The following is an 18,147-nucleotide window of genomic DNA, read 5'->3' on the forward strand; positions in this document are numbered from 1 at the left end:
ATCGTTACCCGTATCTGCGCGCCCGCGGGTAAGGTTTAGCTGGAGAAGGTCCGGACCATAGCTGCAAAGCCCACCTGGTAGCTGGGAACTCGGCCGGACCACCGTTCGTTGAGCAGGTGTTCGCACAGCTCGAGTCACAGCACAAGAGAGGATCCGACGGTGCGGGAGACTAGCAACCCGGTATTTCGCTCGCTGCCCAAACAGCAGGGTGGGTACGCGCAATTCGGTACGGGAGCGGCTGCCGCCGCGTCCCAGTACGGGCATCAGACGGACCCGTATGCGGCTCCGTATGTCGACCAGCGGGCAGCCGTTTCCCGCCCGCTGACCATCGACGACGTCGTCACCAAGACCGGGATCACACTGGCTGTGCTATCGGCCGTCGCCGTCGTGTCTTACTTCCTGGTGGCCGGCAACATGGCGTTGGCCATGCCGTTCACCTTCGTCGGTGCCTTCGGCGGCCTGGCGCTGGTGCTGGTCGCCATGTTCGGGCGCAAGCAGGACAACCCGGCGATCGTGTTGACCTACGCCGCGCTCGAGGGGCTGTTCCTCGGCGCTATCTCGTTCGTTCTGGCCAACGTCGCGGTGTCGAGCACCAACGCCGGGGTGTTGATCGGGCAGGCGATTCTGGGCACGTTTGGCGTGTTCTTCGGAATGCTGGTCGTCTACAAGACCGGCGCCATCCGCGTCACCCCGAAGTTCTCCCGGATGATCGTGGCCGGCCTGTTCGGTGTGCTGGCCCTGATGCTCGGCAACCTGGTGCTGGCGATGTTCGGTGTCGGCGGCGGTGAGGGCATGGGGCTGCGCAGCGGCGGTCCGCTGGCCATCATCTTCTCGCTGGTCTGCATCGGCCTGGCGGCGTTCAGCTTCCTGATCGACTTCGACGCGGCCGACCAGATGATCCGCGCCGGGGCGCCCGAGAAGGCGGCCTGGGGTGTCGCGCTGGGGCTGACCATCACGCTGGTCTGGCTCTACATCGAGATCCTGCGTCTGCTCAGTTACCTGCAAAGCGACTAGCTTTCGCCCAAGGGGGTCGGAGGCCGGCACGCACAGCGTGCCGGCCTTTTACTTTGCGGCGATTTGCTCGTTGACTCTGCGGTGAGCAGGCAAGCTACTCGCACTTTTGCCTGGTAGGCGCAGAGTCAACGCGAATGTCGGTGTGGGTTGGCAACATGCCCGCATGGCCGAGTGGGCAACACAGCCGTTCATCGGTTCCGAGGCGCGCGCCGCGGGCGTGGTCAGCTGGCACGAGCTGGACAGGTACTTCACGGCGATCATGCCGAACGTCTACTTCGACCATCGGTTGCAGCCCTCGTTGCGGCAACGCATTCTGGCGGCGTGGCTGTGGTCCCAGCGCGGCGGCGTCATCGCCGGCGTCGCCGCGTCCGCCCTGCATGGTGCGAAGTGGGTGGATGACGATGTCATTGTGGAGTTGATTTGGCGCAACGCCAGGGCGCCTCAGGGTGTGAAGACTCGGCACGAGCTGTTGTGGGATGAGGAAAGCCAGCAGCTCGGCGGACTTTGCGTAACAACGCCCGAACGCACCGCCTTCGATCTGGCTAGACGCGGAACCATCGGGCAGGCTGTCGCCAGGCTCGACGCGCTGGCCCGGGCCACCGATTTCAAGATCGGCGAAGTCGCGGAGCTCGCCGGCCGCCACCCGCATACGCGCGGTCTACGTCAACTGGAGCGGGCGCTTGACCTCGTCGACTCCGGCGCGCAATCTCCGAAGGAAACGTGGCTGCGGCTACTTCTCATCAACGCTGGCTTCCCCCGGCCGCAGACCCAGATCCCGGTGCTAAGCCCGGACGGCTACCCGCTGTACTACCTGGATATGGGCTGGCAAGACATCATGCTGGCCGTCGAATACGACGGCGACCACCATCGCACCAACAGGCCGCAGTACGTATGGGACGTCGACCGGCTGGAGTACATCCAACGAGTCGGCTGGACGCACATCAAAGTGCTGGCCGAGCATCGCGGCTGTGATGTCGTGCAGCGAGTCCAGCGCGCCTGGGACGCGTTGACTCTGCGGTGAGCAGGCGAGCTACTCGCACTTTTGCCTGGTAGGCGCAGAGTCAACGCAAAATTAGGCGAGCCGCTCGATCACCATCGCCATGCCCTGCCCGCCGCCGACACACATGGTTTCCAGGCCGAACGTCTTGTCGTGGGTCTGCAAGTTGTTCAGCAAGGTGGCGGTGATGCGGGCGCCGGTCATGCCGAACGGGTGTCCCAGCGCGATCGCGCCGCCGGAGACGTTCAGCTTGTCCTCGTCGATTCCCAGCTCGCGTGCCGAGCCGAGGACCTGCACCGCAAAGGCTTCGTTGATCTCGAACAGGTCGATGTCACCGATCGACATCCCCGCATTCATCAACGCCTTTTTGGTCGCTTCGATGGGCCCCAGACCCATGATCTCCGGGGACAGCCCGGTCACCCCCGTCGACACGATCCGGGCCAGCGGGGTCAGCCCGAGTTCCTTGGCTTTGGTGTCGCTGGTGATCACCACAGCCGCGGCGCCATCGTTGAGCGGACAGGCGTTGCCCGCGGTCACGGTGCCGTTGGGCCGAAACACCGGCTTGAGCTGGCTGACCTTCTCGTAGGTGGTGCCCGGCCGCGGGCCGTCGTCGACGCTGACAGTGGTGCCGTCCGGCAAGGTGACCGGCTCGATCTCGCGCTCGAAGTGGCCGCTCTTGATCGCCTCTTCGGCACGGTTCTGGCTGCGCACGCCCCAGTGGTCCTGGTCTTCGCGGCTGATCCCGGTCAGCAGCGCCACGTTCTCGGCGGTCTGACCCATCGCGATGTAGACGTCCGGCAGGGCCTGATCGCTTCGCGGGTCGTGCCATTCATCGGCACCGGCCGCGGCGGCCTCCGTGCGTTCCTGCGCCTCGCCGAACAACGGGTTCTTGGTGTCGGGCATGCCGTCGGCGCTGCCCTTGCCGAATCGCGACACCGTCTCGACGCCGGCGGAGATGAACGCGTCACCCTCGCCGGCCTTGATCGCGTGGAAGGCCATCCGGGTGGTCTGCAGCGACGACGAGCAGTACCGGTTGACGGTGGTCCCGGGCAGGAAGTCATAGCCGAGTGCGACGGCGACGACGCGCGCAATGTTGTAGCCCGACTCGCCGCCCGGTTGGCCGCAGCCCATCATCAGGTCGTCGATCTGGTGCGGGTTCAGCGCGGGCACCTTGTCCAGCGCGGCGCGCACCATCTGGGCGGCCAGGTCGTCGGGCCGCATGGTGGCCAACGACCCTTTGACGGCGCGGCCGATCGGCGAGCGGGCAGTTGAGACGATGACGGCTTCCGGCACGATCGGTTCCCTCCTGGGACATCTGGGCAGCGCCCAGGTGGTTTGGCTACGTCAAATCTAGCCTTGTGGCGGCGCGGGCCATGGAGCGGCCCACCCGCGTACCGAGCAAGCCGGGCAACCGGATTGAGCCGTTACCTTCCGGCCGGTACGACGACCGGCGCGGGCACCCCGGTGGTGTGCCGTCGCAGCAGCCGGGACACGATGGCGCGGCCCCGGGCGGGACTGGGATCGAGCTCCTCGGCCACCGACGGCAACGCAGGTGTCAGATCGCCGCTGCCGACGCCCAGCGCGTCGCACAGGGCGGGCAGCAACTGGTCGGCCACCAGCGCATAGCCGGCCGCCGAGGGGTGGTACTGGTCGTGGGACAACAGCAACTCCGACGAGTGCAGGAAATCCGATGCCAGCAGGTCGGCCAACGGGACCGGCACCCCACCGGCCGCCTTGACCTCGAGGGCCTGGGCCCGGGCCAGTCGCAAGCCGCGGGTGTGTGCGGCCCACCGCAGCGGCTGCGGAATCGCGGTGATCACACCGAAATCCGGGCAGGTGGCGACGACGACCACCGCGCCGCTGGCGCACAGCCGTCTGACCGCTGCGCCCAGCCGTCGTGCCGAGGGTGCGATGCCGTTGAGCGCCGTGACGTCGTTGGCGCCGATCATGATCACCGCCGCGTCCGGGGGCGGCCCGGCCACGAACATCGCATCGACCTGTCCGGACAAGCCCTTCGACGTGGCTCCGACGATCGCCTTGGTGCTCAGCCGGATCCGTTTACCGGTTTGCTCGGCCAACCCCCGGGCAATCAGCACACCGGGCACCTGGTCGGCGTTGTCGCAGCCGTAGCCGGTGGCCGTCGAGTCACCGAAGATCATCAGATGCAAGTCCACCGGCGTTTCGCGCTGCCATCGCTGCGCCGGGCCGCCGCCGCGGGTGTACACACCGTCGGCCCGTGGCGGGACGTCCCAGGCTTTGGGGATAACGCTGCGTGCGCGCGCAGCTTGGCCGATCAGCAGGTTGCGGGCGCCCAAATAGGCAGTGCCTGTTGACGCCAACGCACCTGCTGCGGCCAGAGCAACCATCGATCGCCGCGGCGCGCGAATGTCCACATGATCAGTTTAGGTCGCCAGGTGACGGCGGTCTGAAATCTCCGACACGGCGCGGTTACGGACTGGACCAAATGTGGTATCGAATAAGACTCTTTGATTGTTGAAAGTTCTACAGGTGTCAAGCTAAGTTAGCGAGGTTGGCTGAGCGCCGTCGCGGGTATACCGCAATTTGTAGCTAGCTGAACCGGATGCTCTGCTACTTCGTCGACTGACTACACCGACGTAGGAAGTGGGAGCATGACCGCAGCGACTGAAATTTCCGGCCCTCCGACACATCATCTCCGCGCCCGGGATCCACTCCGGGCGCGACGATTTCCCAGCAGTGACGGCGCCCCTGTCGAGGTCGTCGAGACCGGTCCCACCTTTCCTGCCCGGTTGGTTTCGCTGGCGACGTATCTGACGGTCCGCCCGACGCTGGCTATCGGCAGCCGCGTTCCGCATATGCCGTGGCCGTTCGGCATCGTCGACTTCGCATCGCGGGTGCTGCTGCCCGCTCCCGGCACGATCCGCGCCACCATCGGTCTGCCGCATGCCACTGCACAACTGGTGCGCGCTCCCGGTGTGTTGCCCGCCGACGGAAACCGGCGCGTCGTGCTCTACCTGCACGGTGGCGCCTTCCTGACGTGTGGCGTGAACTCGCACAGCCGGGTCGTCAATGCGTTGTCCCGGTACGCCGACTCGCCGGTGCTGGTGGTCAACTACCGGCTCATCCCCAAGCACTCGGTGGGCATGGCCCTCGACGATTGCATGGACGCCTACCGCTGGTTGCGGTTGCGCGGTTACGACCCCGAGCAGATTGTGCTGGCCGGTGACTCGGCGGGCGGCTACTTGGCGTTGGCGTTGGCGCAGCGGCTGCAGGACGAGCACGAGGAGCCGGCGGCGCTGGTCGCGATCTCGCCGTTGCTGCAGCTGGCCAAGGAGCCCAAGCAGGCGCACCCCAACATCAAGGTCGACGCGATGTTCCCGGCCAGGGCCTTCGACGCGCTGATCGCGCTGGTCGCCAAGGCCGCCGCCAAGAACGTCGTCAACGGAGAGCCGGAGACGCTCTACGAGCCGCTCGACCACGTCGAGCCGGGGCTACCGCGGACGTTGATCCACGTGTCGGGATCCGAAGTGCTGCTGCACGACGCCCAATTGGCGGCCCGACGGCTCGCGGCCGTGGGCGTCCCGACCGAGGTGCGGATCTGGCCCGGCCAGATCCACGATTTCCAACTGGCCGCGCCGGTGATCCCCGAGGCGACACGTTCGCTGCGCCAGATCGGCGAGTACATCCGCGAGGCCACCGGATAGCTCGCCGCGCTGCCGCCGAGCGCACCTGAGACCATTGAAGGCATGCGGATCGCGCGGCACATCAGTGAACTCATCGGCAATACCCCACTGGTTGAGCTGAACTCGGTCGTGCCGCCGGGGGCCGGGCGGGTCGTCGCGAAGGTCGAGTACTTCAACCCCGGCCTGAGCAGCAAAGACCGGATCGCGGCGAAGATGATCGACGCCGCCGAGGCCAGCGGGCAGCTGAAGCCTGGCGGCACCATCGTCGAACCCACCTCGGGCAACACCGGCGTCGGGCTCGCGCTGGTCGCTCAGCCGCGCGGCTACAAGTGCGTGTTCGTCTGCCCCGACAAGGTCAGCGAAGACAAGCAGAATGTGTTGCGCGCCTACGGCGCCGAGGTTGTGGTCTGCCCGACGGCCGTGCCGCCGGATCACCCCGACAGCTATTACAGCGTCTCGAACCGGCTGGCCGAGGAGATCGAGGGCGCCTGGAAGCCCGACCAGTACTCCAACCCGGAGGGGCCCGCCAGCCATTACGAGACCACCGGCCCCGAGATCTGGGCCGACACCGACGGCAAGGTCACCCATTTCGTCGCCGGTATCGGCACCGGCGGCACGATCACCGGCGCCGGCCGCTACCTGAAGGAGGTGTCCGGTGGGGCGGTGCGCGTCATTGGCGCCGATCCGGAAGGGTCGGTGTACTCCGGCGGTACCGGCCGGCCGTACTTGGTGGAGGGCGTCGGCGAGGACTTCTGGCCGGAGGCGTACGACCCCAGCGTGCCCGACGAGATCATCGCGGTGTCCGACTCAGACTCGTTCGACATGACCCGGCGGCTGGCCCGCGAAGAGGCGATGCTGGTCGGCGGGTCGTGCGGGATGGCCGTGGTGGCTGCGCGCAAGGTGGCCGAACAAGCCGGCCCCGACGCGCTGATCGTGGTGCTGCTGCCCGACGGCGGCCGCGGTTACCTGTCGAAGATCTTCAACGACGGCTGGATGTCGTCGTACGGCTTCCTGCGCACCCGGCTCGACGGCTCGGTCGAACAGCCCACCGTCGGCGACGTGCTGCGCCGGAAATCCGGGGAACTGCCCGACCTCGTGCACACCCACCCGTCGGAAACGGTGCGCGACGCCATCGGCATTCTGCGCGAGTACGGGGTGTCGCAGATGCCCGTCGTCGGTGCCGAGCCACCGGTGATGGCCGGGGAGGTGGCCGGCAGCGTGTCGGAACGCGAATTGCTCTCGGCGGTATTCGAGGGCCGGGCCAAGCTGGCCGACGCCGTCGGTCTGCACATGAGTGCTGCGCTGCCGATGATCGGCGCCGGTGAACTGGTGAGCGCGGTCGCCAAGGCGCTGCGGGACTTTGACGCGGTGATGGTGGTAGAGGAAGGCAAACCGGTGGGCGTGATCACCCGACACGACTTGCTGGGCTTTCTCTCCGAGGGCCCACGACGCAGGTAGTAGCTCGGGTAGGGTTTTGCAGCGCCACACCCAGTCCCTATCGAGGAAGGCGCCGATGACCGAACAACCGCCTGGTCCGCCGGGCAATTACCCGCCGCCGCCTCCCGGGGGATACCCACCGCCACCGCCGCCCGGTTCCGGCGGCTACCCGCCGCAGGGGCCACCCGGTTACTCGTCGCAGCCCGACACCTATCTCGTCTGGGCCATCTTGTCGACCGTGCTGTGCTGCCTGCCGCTGGGCATTGTCTCGATCGTAAAATCCAGCCAGGTGTCGGGTTTGTGGGCGCAGGGCAGATACGCCGAAGCGCACCAGGCATCCCAGGACGCCAAGAAGTGGGCGATCTGGTCGGCCGTCGCCGGGGTGATCGTCATCATCATCGCGCTGGCGTTCAACGTCGTGTCGTTCTCAGCCGGCACCTCTTGACCCAGCTGCAGCAGGGTCGGCGCACGCCGACTTTGCACCGCCTCGGTGCACCCCTCGGGGTAGCTGCAGCGGCGGTGTTAGCGTGCGCGGCGGTGTGGTGGGCGGACCCGACCACGCCCGGCGGCCCGCTGCCGGTGTGCCCGACCAAACTGCTGCTCGGCATCGACTGTCCCGGATGCGGCACGTTGCGGATGGTGTACGCGCTGCTGCACGGCGACCTGCTGGCAGCGGCCAGATTCAACGCGTTGGCCCTGGCGGCGACGGTGCTACTGGGTCGGGCGTACGCGGCATGGACCTATGGGCGCGTCACCGGTCGCCGGGTCTGGAGCTGGCAGCGTTATCGCTGGGCGGCGTCGGCGACGTTGGTGTTGGTGTCGGTCTGGTTCGTGGTGCGCAACCTTCCGTTCGGACCGTTCCCCGCGCTTCGGGTGTAACGGCGCCGTCTCGTTAGGCTGGTCGGCGATGAGTGAACAGCGCCGCCCCGGGCTTGCAACCAAGGCCATCCACGCCGGTTACCACACCGACCCGTCGACGGGCGCGGTCAATCCGCCGATCTACACCGCCAGCACCTTCGCCCAGGACGGCGTCGGCAAGCTGCGCGGCGGATTCGAATACGCCCGCTCCGGCAACCCGACCCGGGCCGCGCTGGAAGCGTCGTTGGCCGCCGTCGAAGAGGGCCGGTTCGGCCGGGCATTCAGCTCCGGCATGGCCGCCAGCGACTGTGCCCTGCGCGCGCTATTGCGTCCCGGCGATCACGTCGTCATCCCCGACGACGCCTACGGCGGCACGTTCCGGTTGATCGACAAGGTGTTCACCCAGTGGGGCGTGGCGTACACGCCCGTCGGCTTGTCCGACCTCGACGCGGTGCGCGCCGCGATCACGTCAGACACCACGTTGATCTGGGTGGAAACACCGACCAATCCGCTGCTGTCGATCGCCGACATCGCCGCGATCGGCGAGTTGGCCCGCAGTCGATCGGTGAAAGTGTTGGTGGACAACACGTTTGCGTCACCAGCACTGCAGCAGCCGCTGACGCTCGGTGCCGACGTCGTGTTGCACTCGACCACCAAATACATCGGCGGGCACTCCGACGTGGTGGGCGGGGCGCTGGTCACCAATGACGAGGAGCTCGACGTCGCGTTCGGCTTTCTGCAGAACGGCGCCGGCGCGGTGCCGGGGCCGTTCGACGCCTACCTGACCATCCGTGGCCTCAAGACGCTGGTGCTGCGCATGCAGCGACACAGCGAAAACGCCGCCGCGGTGGCCGAATTCCTCGGTGGTCATCCAGCCGTCGGCGATGTGCTGTATCCCGGCCTGCCCACCCACCCCGGCCATGACGTCGCAGCGCGGCAGATGAGCGGCTTCGGCGGCATGGTGTCGGTCCGGATGCGCGGGGGCCGGGCCGCCGCCGAAAGCCTGTGCGCCAACACCGAAGTGTTCATCCTGGCGGAGTCGCTCGGCGGGGTCGAATCGTTGATCGAGCATCCGGGCGCGATGACCCACGCGTCGACGGCCGGCTCGCAGTTGGAGGTCCCCGAAGACCTGGTGCGCCTGTCGGTGGGTATCGAGGACGTTGCCGACCTCCTGGCCGACCTCGAGCAGGCGCTAGCCGACTAACGCGTGACGAACCGCCGCCGTCGTCACCGCCAGGTTGACTTCGGCGAGTTCGGGCTCCGACTCGCCGACCCAGCCGCCGCTGGCGATATCACCGGCCCGGCTGCGCACCCATTCCCAGCCCCGGTCGTTGAGGCTGAACACCGCACCCAGACCGTCGACCGTGTGTAGCAGCGAGATGATCGTCGCCGTCGTCGGGTCCGGGTTGTCGTCGTCGAACAGTGCCCCGATCAGCGCCGCGCGGGCCTGCGACACCCGGGTCCGGTCGGTCAACGGCCAGGCGTAGGAGCGCTTGAATCCGTTGCCCTGCAACCGAACCTGGCGAATCTGGCCGATGCATTCGAGCTGCGCCAATAGCGCGCCGGGGGTGATGCGGCGCAGCTTGGTGATCGCGGCGGCCGGGCTCATCGGCCGGCGCCCGAGCAGCTGTAGCGCGGGCGCCAACACGGGATCGGCAGGATCGGGTCCGCTCAGCACGACCAGGCGTCCCGCTTCGACCGGCTCGCTGTCGACCGCCGGCCGAATACGGCAGGCGTGCGCCAAGTCCAGCAGCGTCGCCGCGGTCAGCACGCGTTCGCGGCATGCTCGATCCAGCCCCGGCTGCGCCGACGCATTGTCGAGTAGCAGCAGAAGTAGATCTTCGGCGATCCGCGCCATCAGCAGGCTTGAGCGGGCCTTATTCCCCCACCGGTGCGGTGACTAGGAGTGGTACGGCTTGGCGCTGACCAGCGTGACTTTGACGGTGTTGCCGTTGGGCACGGTGTAGCTGCGGGTTTCGCCTTCCTTGGCGTCGATCAGCGCGCCGCCCAGCGGTGAGTTCGGCGAGTACACCTCGAGGTCACCGTCGTTGATGCCCTCACCCCGGGTGGCGATCAGAAACGTCTCGGTCTCCGACTTGTCGTCGCCGTAGTAGACCGTCACGACCGAGCCGGGCAGCGCGACACCTGACTGCGTGGGGGCCTCGCCCACCTTGGCGTTGTTCAGCAGGTCCTGCAACTGCCGGATCCGGGCCTCCTGTTGGCCCTGTTCCTCGCGCGCCGCGTGATAGCCGCCGTTTTCCCGCAGGTCACCCTCCTCGCGGCGGTCGTTGATTTCCGCGGCGATGATCGGACGATTTGCGATCAACTGGTCGAGTTCGGCCTTGAGTCGGTCGTGTGACTCTTGGGTCAACCAGGTCACCTGGGTGTCCGTCATCTCGTCGTGCTCCTTGTGGTGTCGGTTGCGCGATAATCGCGTGCCTGCGCACCTGCGGTTCCCCCGCGTGTACTACGGCTATATAGCTGCGTATACCCGCTAATGCAGCAATACACGGTTCCAGCAGGAACCGTGCACCCAAACATGGTAGCACCGCGCAGCCTCCCGGCGAGCATGTTTTCGCAGTTCGGCCTTCGTCCGGGCGGCCTTACGGTCAGGAACTGCGCAGGTAGCCGGGCACATTCGTGCCGCACCCGTAGACGTCGCCCATCACGGGTGGCTTGCTGGACTTCACGATCGTGGTGACTTGGACCGTCGCCGCCTGCGACGGCGGGACCAGGACCTCGCGCCGGCCCGTCTCGCTGCCGTCTTTGGCCCGGACTCGCACGATGCAGTCGACCGGACGCGACGGATCCGACCGCGTCACGCTGATCGTCACCGACACCGTCTCGTCGTCGATCAGCCGGTAGCCGGCCAGCGTGCCCTTCACGTCGCCGGTGCCCAGCCGCTGGTAGGCGACGACCGCGACGATGATGCCGGCGGCGACCACCAGCAGCCCCAGCGCGATCACGATGCGACGCCGCGAAGCGGCCGACAGCGGGGCACGCCCGTAGCGGCTCTCCGGAGGCACCAGCGGAGGTTGGCTCATTGTTGTGCGCATCTCTTCAGTCGGTTTCGGACCCGGACCGCCAGGATGGAACTATTAGGGTATCGACCCGACAACGCACGGACAGGGAGCACGTGAGCGAACTGCGGTTGATGGCGGTGCACGCCCACCCGGACGACGAGTCCAGTAAGGGCGCCGCCACCCTTGCCCGCTACGCCGACGAGGGGCACCGCGTGCTGGTGGTGACGTTGACCGGCGGGGAACGCGGCGACATCCTCAACCCCGCCATGGATCTGCCGGAAGTGCACGGACGCATCGCCGACATCCGCCGCGACGAGATGGCCAAGGCCGCCGAGATTCTCGGCGTCGAGCACACCTGGCTCGGTTTCATCGACTCCGGGCTGCCCAAGGGCGACCCACCGCCACCGCTGCCGCAGGATTGCTTTGCGCTGGCACCGCTGGAGACGTGCACCGAGGCGCTGGTGCGGGTGATACGCGAGTTCCGGCCGCATGTCATGACGACCTACGACGAAAACGGGGGCTACCCGCATCCCGACCACATCCGCTGTCATCAGGTTTCGGTGGCGGCGTTCGAGGCGGCCGGCGATTACCGCCGGTTCCCGGCGGCCGGTGAGGTGTGGACGGTGCCCAAGCTCTACTACAACCACGGCTTCCTGCGTCAGCGCATGCAGTTGCTGCAGGACGAGTTCGCCAAGCACGGCCAGCAGGGCCCGTTCGGAAAATGGCTGGCGCACTGGGACCCCAAACACGACGTCTTCGCCGACCGGGTGACGACGCGCGTGGAGTGCTCGGCGTATTTCAGCCAGCGTGACGACGCGCTGCGCGCCCACGCCACCCAGATCGATCCCGACGGCGATTTCTTCGCCGCGCCGATCGAGTGGCAGCAGCGGCTGTGGCCGACTGAGGAATTCGAGCTGGCCCGCGCCCGGGTGCCGGTGCGTCTTCCCGAGACCGATCTGTTCGCAGGAATCGAGACCGACCAGTGATTGAGCTTTTCGACGTGGTGACGTTTCTGGCTGACGACGCACCCCGCAACACCGGACCGGATTTCGGCAAGGCCAGCCCGTTCGGCCTGCTGGTGATCGTGCTGCTCCTGCTCGGAACCTTTTTGCTGGTGCGTTCGATGAATCGGCAACTGAAGAAGGTCCCCGAGTCGTTCGACCCGCAGCACCCGGAGCCGGACCAGGCCGCCGACGAGGGGACGGTCGGCGTCGATGCGCCGGCCGATCGCGACGGGTCGCCGCGTGAACCCGACGAGTAGCAACACGCTGGGCGACGCGGCCAGCCCATATCTGCGTCAGCATGCCGACAACCCGGTGCACTGGCAGCAGTGGACGCCGCAGGCGCTGGCGGAGGCCGCCGAACGCGATGTGCCGATCCTGCTGTCGGTCGGCTACGCCGCATGCCACTGGTGTCATGTCATGGCCCATGAGTCCTTCGAGGACGACGGCGTCGCCGCGGTGATGAACGCGGGATTCGTCTGCGTGAAAGTGGATCGCGAGGAACGGCCCGACATCGACGCCATCTACATGAACGCCACCGTCGCGCTCACCGGGCAGGGCGGCTGGCCCATGACGTGCTTCCTCACGCCAGACGGACGGCCGTTTTTCTGCGGCACTTACTATCCGAAATCAGCGTTCCTGGAACTACTTTCGGCTGTCGTCAACACCTGGCGGACACGCCGCGACGAAGTCGAGCAGGCCTCTGACCATATCGCCGGCGAGTTGCGGTCGATGGCTTCGGGGATGCCGGGCGGCGGTCCGGACGTCAAGCCATCGCTGTGCGATCAGGCCGTCGCCGCCGTGCTGAGCGACGAAGATCCCGTCCGCGGCGGATTCGGTCGCGCGCCGAAGTTCCCGCCGTCGGCGCTGTTGGAGGCGCTGCTGCGGCATCACGAGCGCACCGGGTCGGCTGAGGCGCTCGGCGTGGTGGAGCGCGCTGCCGTCGCGATGGCCCGGGGCGGAATCTACGATCAGCTGGCCGGCGGATTCGCCCGCTACAGCGTCGACGATGCTTGGGTGGTACCGCATTTCGAGAAAATGCTCTACGACAACGCGCTGCTGCTGCGCGCCTATGCCCACTTGGCTCGTCGCACCGGCGACCCGTTGGCGCGCCGGGTGGCCGGCCAGACCGCGCGGTTCATCGTCGACGACTTGAGTGCCGGTGACATGTTCGCCTCGTCGCTGGACGCCGACGCCGCGGGCCGGGAAGGCTCGACCTACGTGTGGACGCCCGCCCAGTTGCGCGAAGTGTTGGGTGACGACGACGGGCGCTGGGCCGCTTCATTATTCGGCGTCACGGACACCGGCACGTTCGAGGAGGCCACGTCGGTGCTGCAGTTGCGCAATGACCCCGACGACGTCGATCGCCTCGACCGGGTCCGCACCGTGCTGCTGGCCGCGCGGCTGACCCGGGCTCAGCCCGACCGCGACGACAAAATCGTCACCGCCTGGAACGGGTTGGCGATCACCGCCTTGGCGGAAGCCAGTGTGGCCCTTGATGATCCGGAGTTGCTGTCTGCTGCCCGACGATGCGCGACGGCGATGGTGGACCTGCATATGGTCGACGGCCGGCTGCGTCGCGCCAGCCTGGGCGGCGAGGTTGGCGACCCCGCGGCCATCCTGGAAGACCATGCGGCGCTGGCTACTGGGTTGTTGGCGCTCTACCAGCTGACCGCCGAGAACGGCTGGCTGGCTACTGCCACCGAACTGCTCGACATCGCGCTGGCGCGCTTCGCCGACCCCGACCGGCCGGGCCGCTGGTTCGACACCGCCGACGACGCCGAGGAACTGATGTACCGGCCCGCCGACCCGCTGGACGGGGCGACGCCCTCCGGCGCCGCCACGATCGCCGAGGCGCTGCTGACCGCCGCGCATCTGGTCGGCGCTGACCGCGCCGATCGCTACCGAGAGGCGGCGGCCGACGCGCTGTTGGCGCATTCGCCGTTACTGGCCGGGGCGCCGCGTTCGGCCGGCCATTGGCTGGCGGTCGCCGAAGCCGCGGTCCGCGGCCCGCTGCAGATCGCGGTGGCCACCGACGGGGCGGAATCGTCGTTGCTGGCCGATGCGCGCAGACTCGCACCGGGCGGGGCGATCGTGGTCGGCGGGGCCGTCGACTCGTCTGAACTACTGGCCGGACGTGACCGGGTCGGCGGCGCCGACGCCGCCTACGTGTGCCGCGGCCGGGTGTGCGACATGCCGGTCACCACTACCGAGGACCTGGCTGCCGCGCTCGCCCGGTAGCGTGCCTGACATGCCGAGTGCTGAAACCATCGCCGACACCGTCAACCGCTACATCAGCCTGGTCGCCAAGGGCAGCGCCGACGACATCGTCGAGCTGTACGCCGACGACGCCACCGTCGAAGACCCGGTCGGCGGTGAGGTGCACATCGGCCGGCAGGCGATCCGCGGCTTCTATGCGGCGTTGGAATCCGGCGAACGGGACTGCGAGCTGGTGACACTGCGGGTGGCCGGTAACGAGGCGGCCTTCCAGTTCAAGCTGACGGTGGCATACGGCGACAGCCGGATGGTGATCGAGCCGATCGACGTGATGGTGTTCGACGACGACGGCAAGGTGGCCGCGATGAAGGCCTATTGGTCGCCGGAGAACGTCACGCAGCTATAGCGGCACACCGCTATAGCGGGTGGCCGACGTAGAACACCGCAAACCACATGGCGATGTAGTGGCAGATCGCGGCCAGCGCGGTGAAGCCGTGGAAGAACTCGTGGTAGCCGAACGTGGCCGGCCACGGGTCGGGCCACCGCAGTCCATACAGCACGCCGCCGACGCTGTATAGCACGCCGCCGACGGCCAGCAACACCATCGCGGCGACCCCGGCGGTGTGCACGATTGTCGGAGCGAACCACACCGCCACCCAGCCCAACAGCAGGTAAAGCGGCACGCCGACCCAGCGTGGCGCCGTAGGCCAGCACATCTTCAGCAAGATCCCCGCCGCTGCCCCGCCCCACACGATCCACAGCACCAGCACCCCGGTGTCATGCGGCATGGCCAGCCTCGCGAACGGTGTATAGCTGCCGGCGATGAACACGAAGATCATCGAGTGGTCGAGCCGCTTCATCCGCTTGCGGGCAGTCACCGATTTCCACTGGACCCGGTGATAGGTGGCGCTGACGGCGAACATCGCCACCGTGGCGGCGGCGTAGATCAAAGTCGCGTGGCCGGCGCGACGCGATTCGGCCGCCCATGACACCGAGACCAGCGCTGCGCCGCAGATGAGCGCCAACCAGGCCGAGTAGAAGTGGATCCAGCCGCGCATCCGGGGCTTCACCAGGGCTTGAGCAGTGCCCTCGACGATCTCGTCGGCGACTTCCCGGACAGCAGCCATCGGCCCGGACTGATCGGATCGCGAAGCGCCGTCGGTCTGGCTCAGCATCCCTGCCCGGCTCGAGCCGGGATCGTCGGTGACCATTGCCCCTCACAGTAATCTGGTTGTTCGTGGACATCATCCCGCCACGGCTCAAGGAACCGCTGTATCGCATCTATGAATTGCGGCTGCGGCAGGGCCTGGCTGCTTCCCGGTCCGCGCTGCCCCGCCACATCGCGGTGCTGTGCGACGGGAACCGGCGCTGGGCGCGCAGCGCCGGCTACGACGATGTCAGCTACGGCTACCGGATGGGCGCGGTCAAGATCGCCGAAATGCTGCGCTGGTGCCAGGAAGCCGGCATCGAAATGGCCACCGTCTATCTGCTGTCGACCGAGAACCTGCAACGCGATCCCGACGAGCTGGCCGCGCTCATCGAGATCATCACCGATGTGGTCGAGGAGCTGTGCGCCCCGGTCAACCAGTGGAGTGTGCGCACGGTCGGAGACTTGGAGTTGGTCGGCGAAGAGCCCGCCCGGCGGCTCCGCGAGGCCGTCGAGTCCACTCGCGAGAAGAACGGCGGGTTTCATGTCAACGTGGCGGTCGGTTACGGCGGCCGCCAGGAGATCGCCGACGCGGTGCGCGGCCTGTTGAACAAGGAACTCGCCAACGGAGCCAGCGCCGAGGAACTCGTCGAGGCGGTCACCGTCGACGCGATCTCGGAGAACCTGTACACCTCCGGGCAACCCGACCCCGATCTGGTCATCCGGACGTCGGGGGAGCAGCGGCTGTCGGGTTTCCTGCTGTGGCAGAGCGCCTACTCGGAGATGTGGTTCACCGAGGCGCACTGGCCGGCATTTCGCCGGGTCGACTTCCTGCGCGCGCTGCGCGACTACAGCCAGCGCCACCGCCGCTACGGCGGCTAGCGCAGTGCACCTGGCAGCGTTTGGCAGCGCCGTGCCTGGAGTTGGCACTGCTTGCGGCCGCACCATCGGCACATGACCCGCGAGATAATTTCAAGTAGTCGCAACCAAACCGATGACGGCCGCTGGCGATCGATCTTTGCCGATCTGGCCTTCTGGAGCCTCGCCGGCGCGATCGTCGCCGCGTTATCTGGTCCGCTCGGTGACTGGTGGAGCGTGCCGCACCCGGCGTTGCTTGCCGGTGGGCTGTCGTTTCTCGTCGGCGGTGTCGGCTTGCTGTTCTGGCTGAACCGGATGCGCCCGATTCCGCGTCGCCTGGTGCGGGGATTCGGGGTGTTCAACCTCATCTTCGCCCCGGTCGTGTGGGTGACGGCGTGGTATGGCTGGTTGCCGCTCAGTGAGTCGGGGAACTGGGCGCTCGTCGCCGCCGGCGTGATCGCGATTGTGCTCGGCGGCTGGCAGCTGAACACTTCGCGCTGAACACGCGCGGTGACCGCGTGTTGCGCGTGCCACACTTGATCCATGGCTGCGCTGTCTGCGGTGGTGTTCGCGCTGAGCTGGTGGCTGGGCGCGTACCTGCTGGTCCGTGACCCGCGCAAGCCCGCGCTGGTGTTGGCGTCGACGGGACTGTGTGGCTTCGCGGCCGTCGTGGCGCTGGACGCGGTGCGGCTGACGGCGCACAGCGGCTTGCTCAGCCAGATCGAGATCTACTTGGCGGCTGTTCCCGGCGTGGCGTGGTTCGCGGTGCTGCTGGAGTTGGCGCGACCGTGCGACCACTGGTCTAGCCGCGCCCGCGAGTTGCTCCTGGTCGGCGGGGTTGCGGCCGCCGTACTGGTCGGCGCGACGATGGCCGGCAGCGTCGACGGGCCGGTGCGGTCCGGCCACTGGGTGATGTTTGCGGTGATCTCGCTCTCCACACTCGGCGCAATGGTCAAGGCGTTGGTGGTTCGGCCCGCCAAACCGGTCCCGGTGGCCGGGCTGGTCGTCGTCGCGACGCTGTTCTTCGCGCTGAGCAACGCCATCCTGATCATTCCGCTGGGCTTGTTGCCCAGCTGGCTGGCCCTGGCGTCGACGGGATGCGACGTGCTGGCGCTCGGTGTGGCAGTGGCGTTGTGGGACGCCTTCGACGAGGGCCAGGCGCTGCGGGCCGACATGCTGCGCTCGTTTTGGGGCAGCGTCGCGGTGGCGGTGCTGTTCGGCGGTCAGGTGCTAATCGGGATCGCGTTGACAAGTCAGCAGACCGCGCTGATGGTGCTGCTATTCACCAGCTTGGCAATCGCAATCGACGTGCAGGTGCTTGCCGACCCGCTGGCGGGGTTGCTGGACCGGCTCGCTTTCTCGCGTTCGCCGACGCTGCGCGCCGACCGGGCGACGTTGCGCCGCACCGAATCCGCGTTGCCGCTGCGCTCGGACGATCCGCTGGACCGCTTCGACGACGACACATTCGTCCGGCTCACCCGGCGCGCGCTGGGGCACTACGGCGACCTGTCCAAGCTGGTCGCCAGCCCGCTGACCGCGCTGCCCACCATCGACGAGCGACTGTCCGCCCGCGGGGCGCCCGACCAGCCGCTGGAGCGGGCCATCGAACTCAAGGCGTTGCTGGCCGATCGCATCACGGCGCTTAAGCCGCGCGATGGCGGCGACTTCGGTACTACCGAGCAGTGGCGCTACTACAACGCGCTGTATTTCCCGTATGTCGTCGGCGTACGCGCCTACGCGCAGAACGCCACCGCCGCCGGCCTGGATCCGACGGCCCGGCAAGCCTGGCAGTGGTTCGTCACCGAAGTGCCGCAGCGGTCGCTGCATAACTGGCAAAACGCCGCCGCCCGGCTGATCGCCGCCGACCTGCGTGGGCGGGTGCCGGTTTCGAGCTAGGGAATCCCGGCCGTCGAAACCGGGTTGACCTGCGCGT

Annotated in this window: 20 protein-coding genes; 14 read left to right on the plus strand and 6 right to left on the minus strand. The window is 67.6% G+C overall.

What is annotated here, in order from left to right:
- The first annotated feature begins 159 nt into the window (after nucleotides 1-159).
- Both A5707_RS08830 and A5707_RS08835 read left to right on the plus strand, forming a co-directional pair.
- A complete protein-coding gene (locus tag A5707_RS08830; RefSeq protein WP_065014122.1) occupies nucleotides 160-1,014 on the plus strand; it encodes a Bax inhibitor-1/YccA family membrane protein in 855 nt (284 codons plus the stop codon).
- A gap of 163 nt (nucleotides 1,015-1,177) precedes the next feature.
- The gene (locus A5707_RS08835) at nucleotides 1,178-2,035 is read left to right on the plus strand and encodes a hypothetical protein (RefSeq protein ID WP_065014123.1); all 858 of its coding nucleotides are present in this window, start codon (nucleotides 1,178-1,180) and stop codon (nucleotides 2,033-2,035) included.
- A 51-nt stretch (nucleotides 2,036-2,086) separates the two neighbouring features.
- Here A5707_RS08835 and A5707_RS08840 read toward each other — a convergent pair whose 3' ends face one another.
- Nucleotides 2,087-3,304, minus strand: a complete 1,218-nt coding sequence (locus A5707_RS08840; RefSeq protein ID WP_065014124.1) for an acetyl-CoA C-acetyltransferase — start codon at nucleotides 3,302-3,304, stop codon at nucleotides 2,087-2,089.
- Between the two features lie 131 nt (nucleotides 3,305-3,435).
- Complete coding sequence (locus tag A5707_RS08845; protein WP_065014125.1) at nucleotides 3,436-4,404, minus strand: SGNH/GDSL hydrolase family protein; 969 nt, start codon at nucleotides 4,402-4,404, stop codon at nucleotides 3,436-3,438.
- A 237-nt stretch (nucleotides 4,405-4,641) separates the two neighbouring features.
- Between A5707_RS08845 and A5707_RS08850 the strand changes: the two genes are divergently transcribed.
- The 5 genes from A5707_RS08850 to A5707_RS08870 are packed head-to-tail and all read left to right on the plus strand — an operon-like array spanning nucleotide 4,642 to nucleotide 9,172.
- Nucleotides 4,642-5,694 carry an alpha/beta hydrolase fold domain-containing protein gene (locus A5707_RS08850; RefSeq protein ID WP_065014126.1) on the plus strand — a complete coding sequence of 351 codons (1,053 nt, stop codon included), beginning with the start codon at nucleotides 4,642-4,644 and terminating at the stop codon, nucleotides 5,692-5,694.
- 42 nt (nucleotides 5,695-5,736) lie between these two features.
- Entirely contained in the window at nucleotides 5,737-7,131 is a 1,395-nt protein-coding gene (locus tag A5707_RS08855) for a cystathionine beta-synthase (protein WP_065014127.1), read from the plus strand.
- A gap of 55 nt (nucleotides 7,132-7,186) precedes the next feature.
- Nucleotides 7,187-7,555 (plus strand): CD225/dispanin family protein, encoded by a 369-nt coding sequence (locus A5707_RS08860; RefSeq protein ID WP_065014128.1) that lies wholly within the window; start codon nucleotides 7,187-7,189, stop codon nucleotides 7,553-7,555.
- A gap of 5 nt (nucleotides 7,556-7,560) precedes the next feature.
- Nucleotides 7,561-7,989, plus strand: a complete 429-nt coding sequence (locus A5707_RS08865) for a DUF2752 domain-containing protein (RefSeq protein ID WP_232000677.1) — start codon at nucleotides 7,561-7,563, stop codon at nucleotides 7,987-7,989.
- Nucleotides 7,990-8,017: 28 nt separating this feature from the next.
- Nucleotides 8,018-9,172 carry a cystathionine gamma-synthase gene (locus tag A5707_RS08870; RefSeq protein WP_065014129.1) on the plus strand — a complete coding sequence of 385 codons (1,155 nt, stop codon included), beginning with the start codon at nucleotides 8,018-8,020 and terminating at the stop codon, nucleotides 9,170-9,172.
- Here the strand turns inward: A5707_RS08870 and A5707_RS08875 are convergent.
- The 3 genes from A5707_RS08875 to A5707_RS08885 form a co-directional block, all read right to left on the minus strand.
- Nucleotides 9,161-9,826, minus strand: coding sequence for a GOLPH3/VPS74 family protein (locus tag A5707_RS08875; RefSeq protein WP_065014130.1), 666 nt, complete (start codon nucleotides 9,824-9,826; stop codon nucleotides 9,161-9,163). The genes A5707_RS08870 and A5707_RS08875 overlap by 12 nt on opposite strands.
- 42 nt (nucleotides 9,827-9,868) lie before the next feature.
- Nucleotides 9,869-10,363 (minus strand): transcription elongation factor GreA, encoded by a 495-nt coding sequence (gene greA / locus A5707_RS08880; RefSeq protein WP_065014131.1) that lies wholly within the window; start codon nucleotides 10,361-10,363, stop codon nucleotides 9,869-9,871.
- Between the two features lie 214 nt (nucleotides 10,364-10,577).
- Entirely contained in the window at nucleotides 10,578-11,012 is a 435-nt protein-coding gene (locus A5707_RS08885) for a DUF4307 domain-containing protein (RefSeq protein ID WP_065014132.1), read from the minus strand.
- 92 nt (nucleotides 11,013-11,104) lie between these two features.
- Here A5707_RS08885 and mca point away from each other — a divergent pair, with 92 nt between their 5' ends.
- Genes mca through A5707_RS08905 form a run of 4 tightly spaced genes read left to right on the plus strand, consistent with a single transcriptional unit; the run spans nucleotide 11,105 to nucleotide 14,615 of the window.
- On the plus strand, nucleotides 11,105-11,977 hold the full coding sequence (gene mca / locus A5707_RS08890) for a mycothiol conjugate amidase Mca (RefSeq protein ID WP_065014133.1): 873 nt from the start codon (nucleotides 11,105-11,107) through the stop codon (nucleotides 11,975-11,977).
- Nucleotides 11,974-12,252 carry a hypothetical protein gene (locus tag A5707_RS08895; protein ID WP_065014134.1) on the plus strand — a complete coding sequence of 93 codons (279 nt, stop codon included), beginning with the start codon at nucleotides 11,974-11,976 and terminating at the stop codon, nucleotides 12,250-12,252. The genes mca and A5707_RS08895 overlap by 4 nt, the downstream gene beginning before the upstream one ends.
- Complete coding sequence (locus A5707_RS08900) at nucleotides 12,236-14,233, plus strand: thioredoxin domain-containing protein (protein ID WP_419866403.1); 1,998 nt, start codon at nucleotides 12,236-12,238, stop codon at nucleotides 14,231-14,233. The genes A5707_RS08895 and A5707_RS08900 overlap by 17 nt, the downstream gene beginning before the upstream one ends.
- Nucleotides 14,234-14,243: 10 nt before the next feature.
- Nucleotides 14,244-14,615: a nuclear transport factor 2 family protein gene (locus tag A5707_RS08905; protein WP_065014136.1), complete on the plus strand. Its 372-nt coding sequence runs from the start codon at nucleotides 14,244-14,246 to the stop codon at nucleotides 14,613-14,615.
- Nucleotides 14,616-14,625: 10 nt separating this feature from the next.
- Here the strand turns inward: A5707_RS08905 and trhA are convergent, their stop codons facing one another.
- Nucleotides 14,626-15,384, minus strand: a complete 759-nt coding sequence (gene trhA / locus A5707_RS08910; protein WP_082969357.1) for a PAQR family membrane homeostasis protein TrhA — start codon at nucleotides 15,382-15,384, stop codon at nucleotides 14,626-14,628.
- Between the two features lie 62 nt (nucleotides 15,385-15,446).
- Here trhA and A5707_RS08915 point away from each other — a divergent pair, with 62 nt between their 5' ends.
- The 3 genes from A5707_RS08915 to A5707_RS08925 all read left to right on the plus strand — a co-directional run bounded on the left by A5707_RS08915 (nucleotide 15,447) and on the right by A5707_RS08925 (nucleotide 18,110).
- The gene (locus A5707_RS08915; protein ID WP_065014137.1) at nucleotides 15,447-16,238 is read left to right on the plus strand and encodes a (2Z,6E)-farnesyl diphosphate synthase; all 792 of its coding nucleotides are present in this window, start codon (nucleotides 15,447-15,449) and stop codon (nucleotides 16,236-16,238) included.
- Between the two features lie 72 nt (nucleotides 16,239-16,310).
- Nucleotides 16,311-16,715 carry a hypothetical protein gene (locus A5707_RS08920; protein WP_065014138.1) on the plus strand — a complete coding sequence of 135 codons (405 nt, stop codon included), beginning with the start codon at nucleotides 16,311-16,313 and terminating at the stop codon, nucleotides 16,713-16,715.
- Between the two features lie 42 nt (nucleotides 16,716-16,757).
- A complete protein-coding gene (locus A5707_RS08925) occupies nucleotides 16,758-18,110 on the plus strand; it encodes a hypothetical protein (protein ID WP_065014139.1) in 1,353 nt (450 codons plus the stop codon).
- The last annotated feature ends 37 nt before the right edge of the window (nucleotides 18,111-18,147 follow it).

The organism is Mycobacterium kyorinense, assembly GCF_001672775.1.
Taxonomy (GTDB): domain Bacteria; phylum Actinomycetota; class Actinomycetes; order Mycobacteriales; family Mycobacteriaceae; genus Mycobacterium; species Mycobacterium kyorinense_A.

What these genes read in the sequence shown, in the direction of transcription:
- A5707_RS08835 (WP_065014123.1), top strand. Translation starts at nt 1,178, where the DNA reads ATGGCCGAGTGGGCAACACAGCCGTTCATCGGTTCCGAGGCGCGCGCC.
- A5707_RS08850 (WP_065014126.1), top strand. Translation starts at nt 4,642, where the DNA reads ATGACCGCAGCGACTGAAATTTCCGGCCCTCCGACACATCATCTCCGC.
- A5707_RS08855 (WP_065014127.1), top strand. Translation starts at nt 5,737, where the DNA reads ATGCGGATCGCGCGGCACATCAGTGAACTCATCGGCAATACCCCACTG.
- A5707_RS08860 (WP_065014128.1), top strand. Translation starts at nt 7,187, where the DNA reads ATGACCGAACAACCGCCTGGTCCGCCGGGCAATTACCCGCCGCCGCCT.
- A5707_RS08870 (WP_065014129.1), top strand. Translation starts at nt 8,018, where the DNA reads ATGAGTGAACAGCGCCGCCCCGGGCTTGCAACCAAGGCCATCCACGCC.
- A5707_RS08875 (WP_065014130.1), bottom strand. Translation starts at nt 9,826, where the DNA reads ATGGCGCGGATCGCCGAAGATCTACTTCTGCTGCTACTCGACAATGCG.
- greA (WP_065014131.1), bottom strand. Translation starts at nt 10,363, where the DNA reads ATGACGGACACCCAGGTGACCTGGTTGACCCAAGAGTCACACGACCGA.
- A5707_RS08885 (WP_065014132.1), bottom strand. Translation starts at nt 11,012, where the DNA reads ATGAGCCAACCTCCGCTGGTGCCTCCGGAGAGCCGCTACGGGCGTGCC.
- A5707_RS08905 (WP_065014136.1), top strand. Translation starts at nt 14,244, where the DNA reads ATGCCGAGTGCTGAAACCATCGCCGACACCGTCAACCGCTACATCAGC.
- trhA (WP_082969357.1), bottom strand. Translation starts at nt 15,384, where the DNA reads ATGCTGAGCCAGACCGACGGCGCTTCGCGATCCGATCAGTCCGGGCCG.
- A5707_RS08920 (WP_065014138.1), top strand. Translation starts at nt 16,311, where the DNA reads ATGACCCGCGAGATAATTTCAAGTAGTCGCAACCAAACCGATGACGGC.
- A5707_RS08925 (WP_065014139.1), top strand. Translation starts at nt 16,758, where the DNA reads ATGGCTGCGCTGTCTGCGGTGGTGTTCGCGCTGAGCTGGTGGCTGGGC.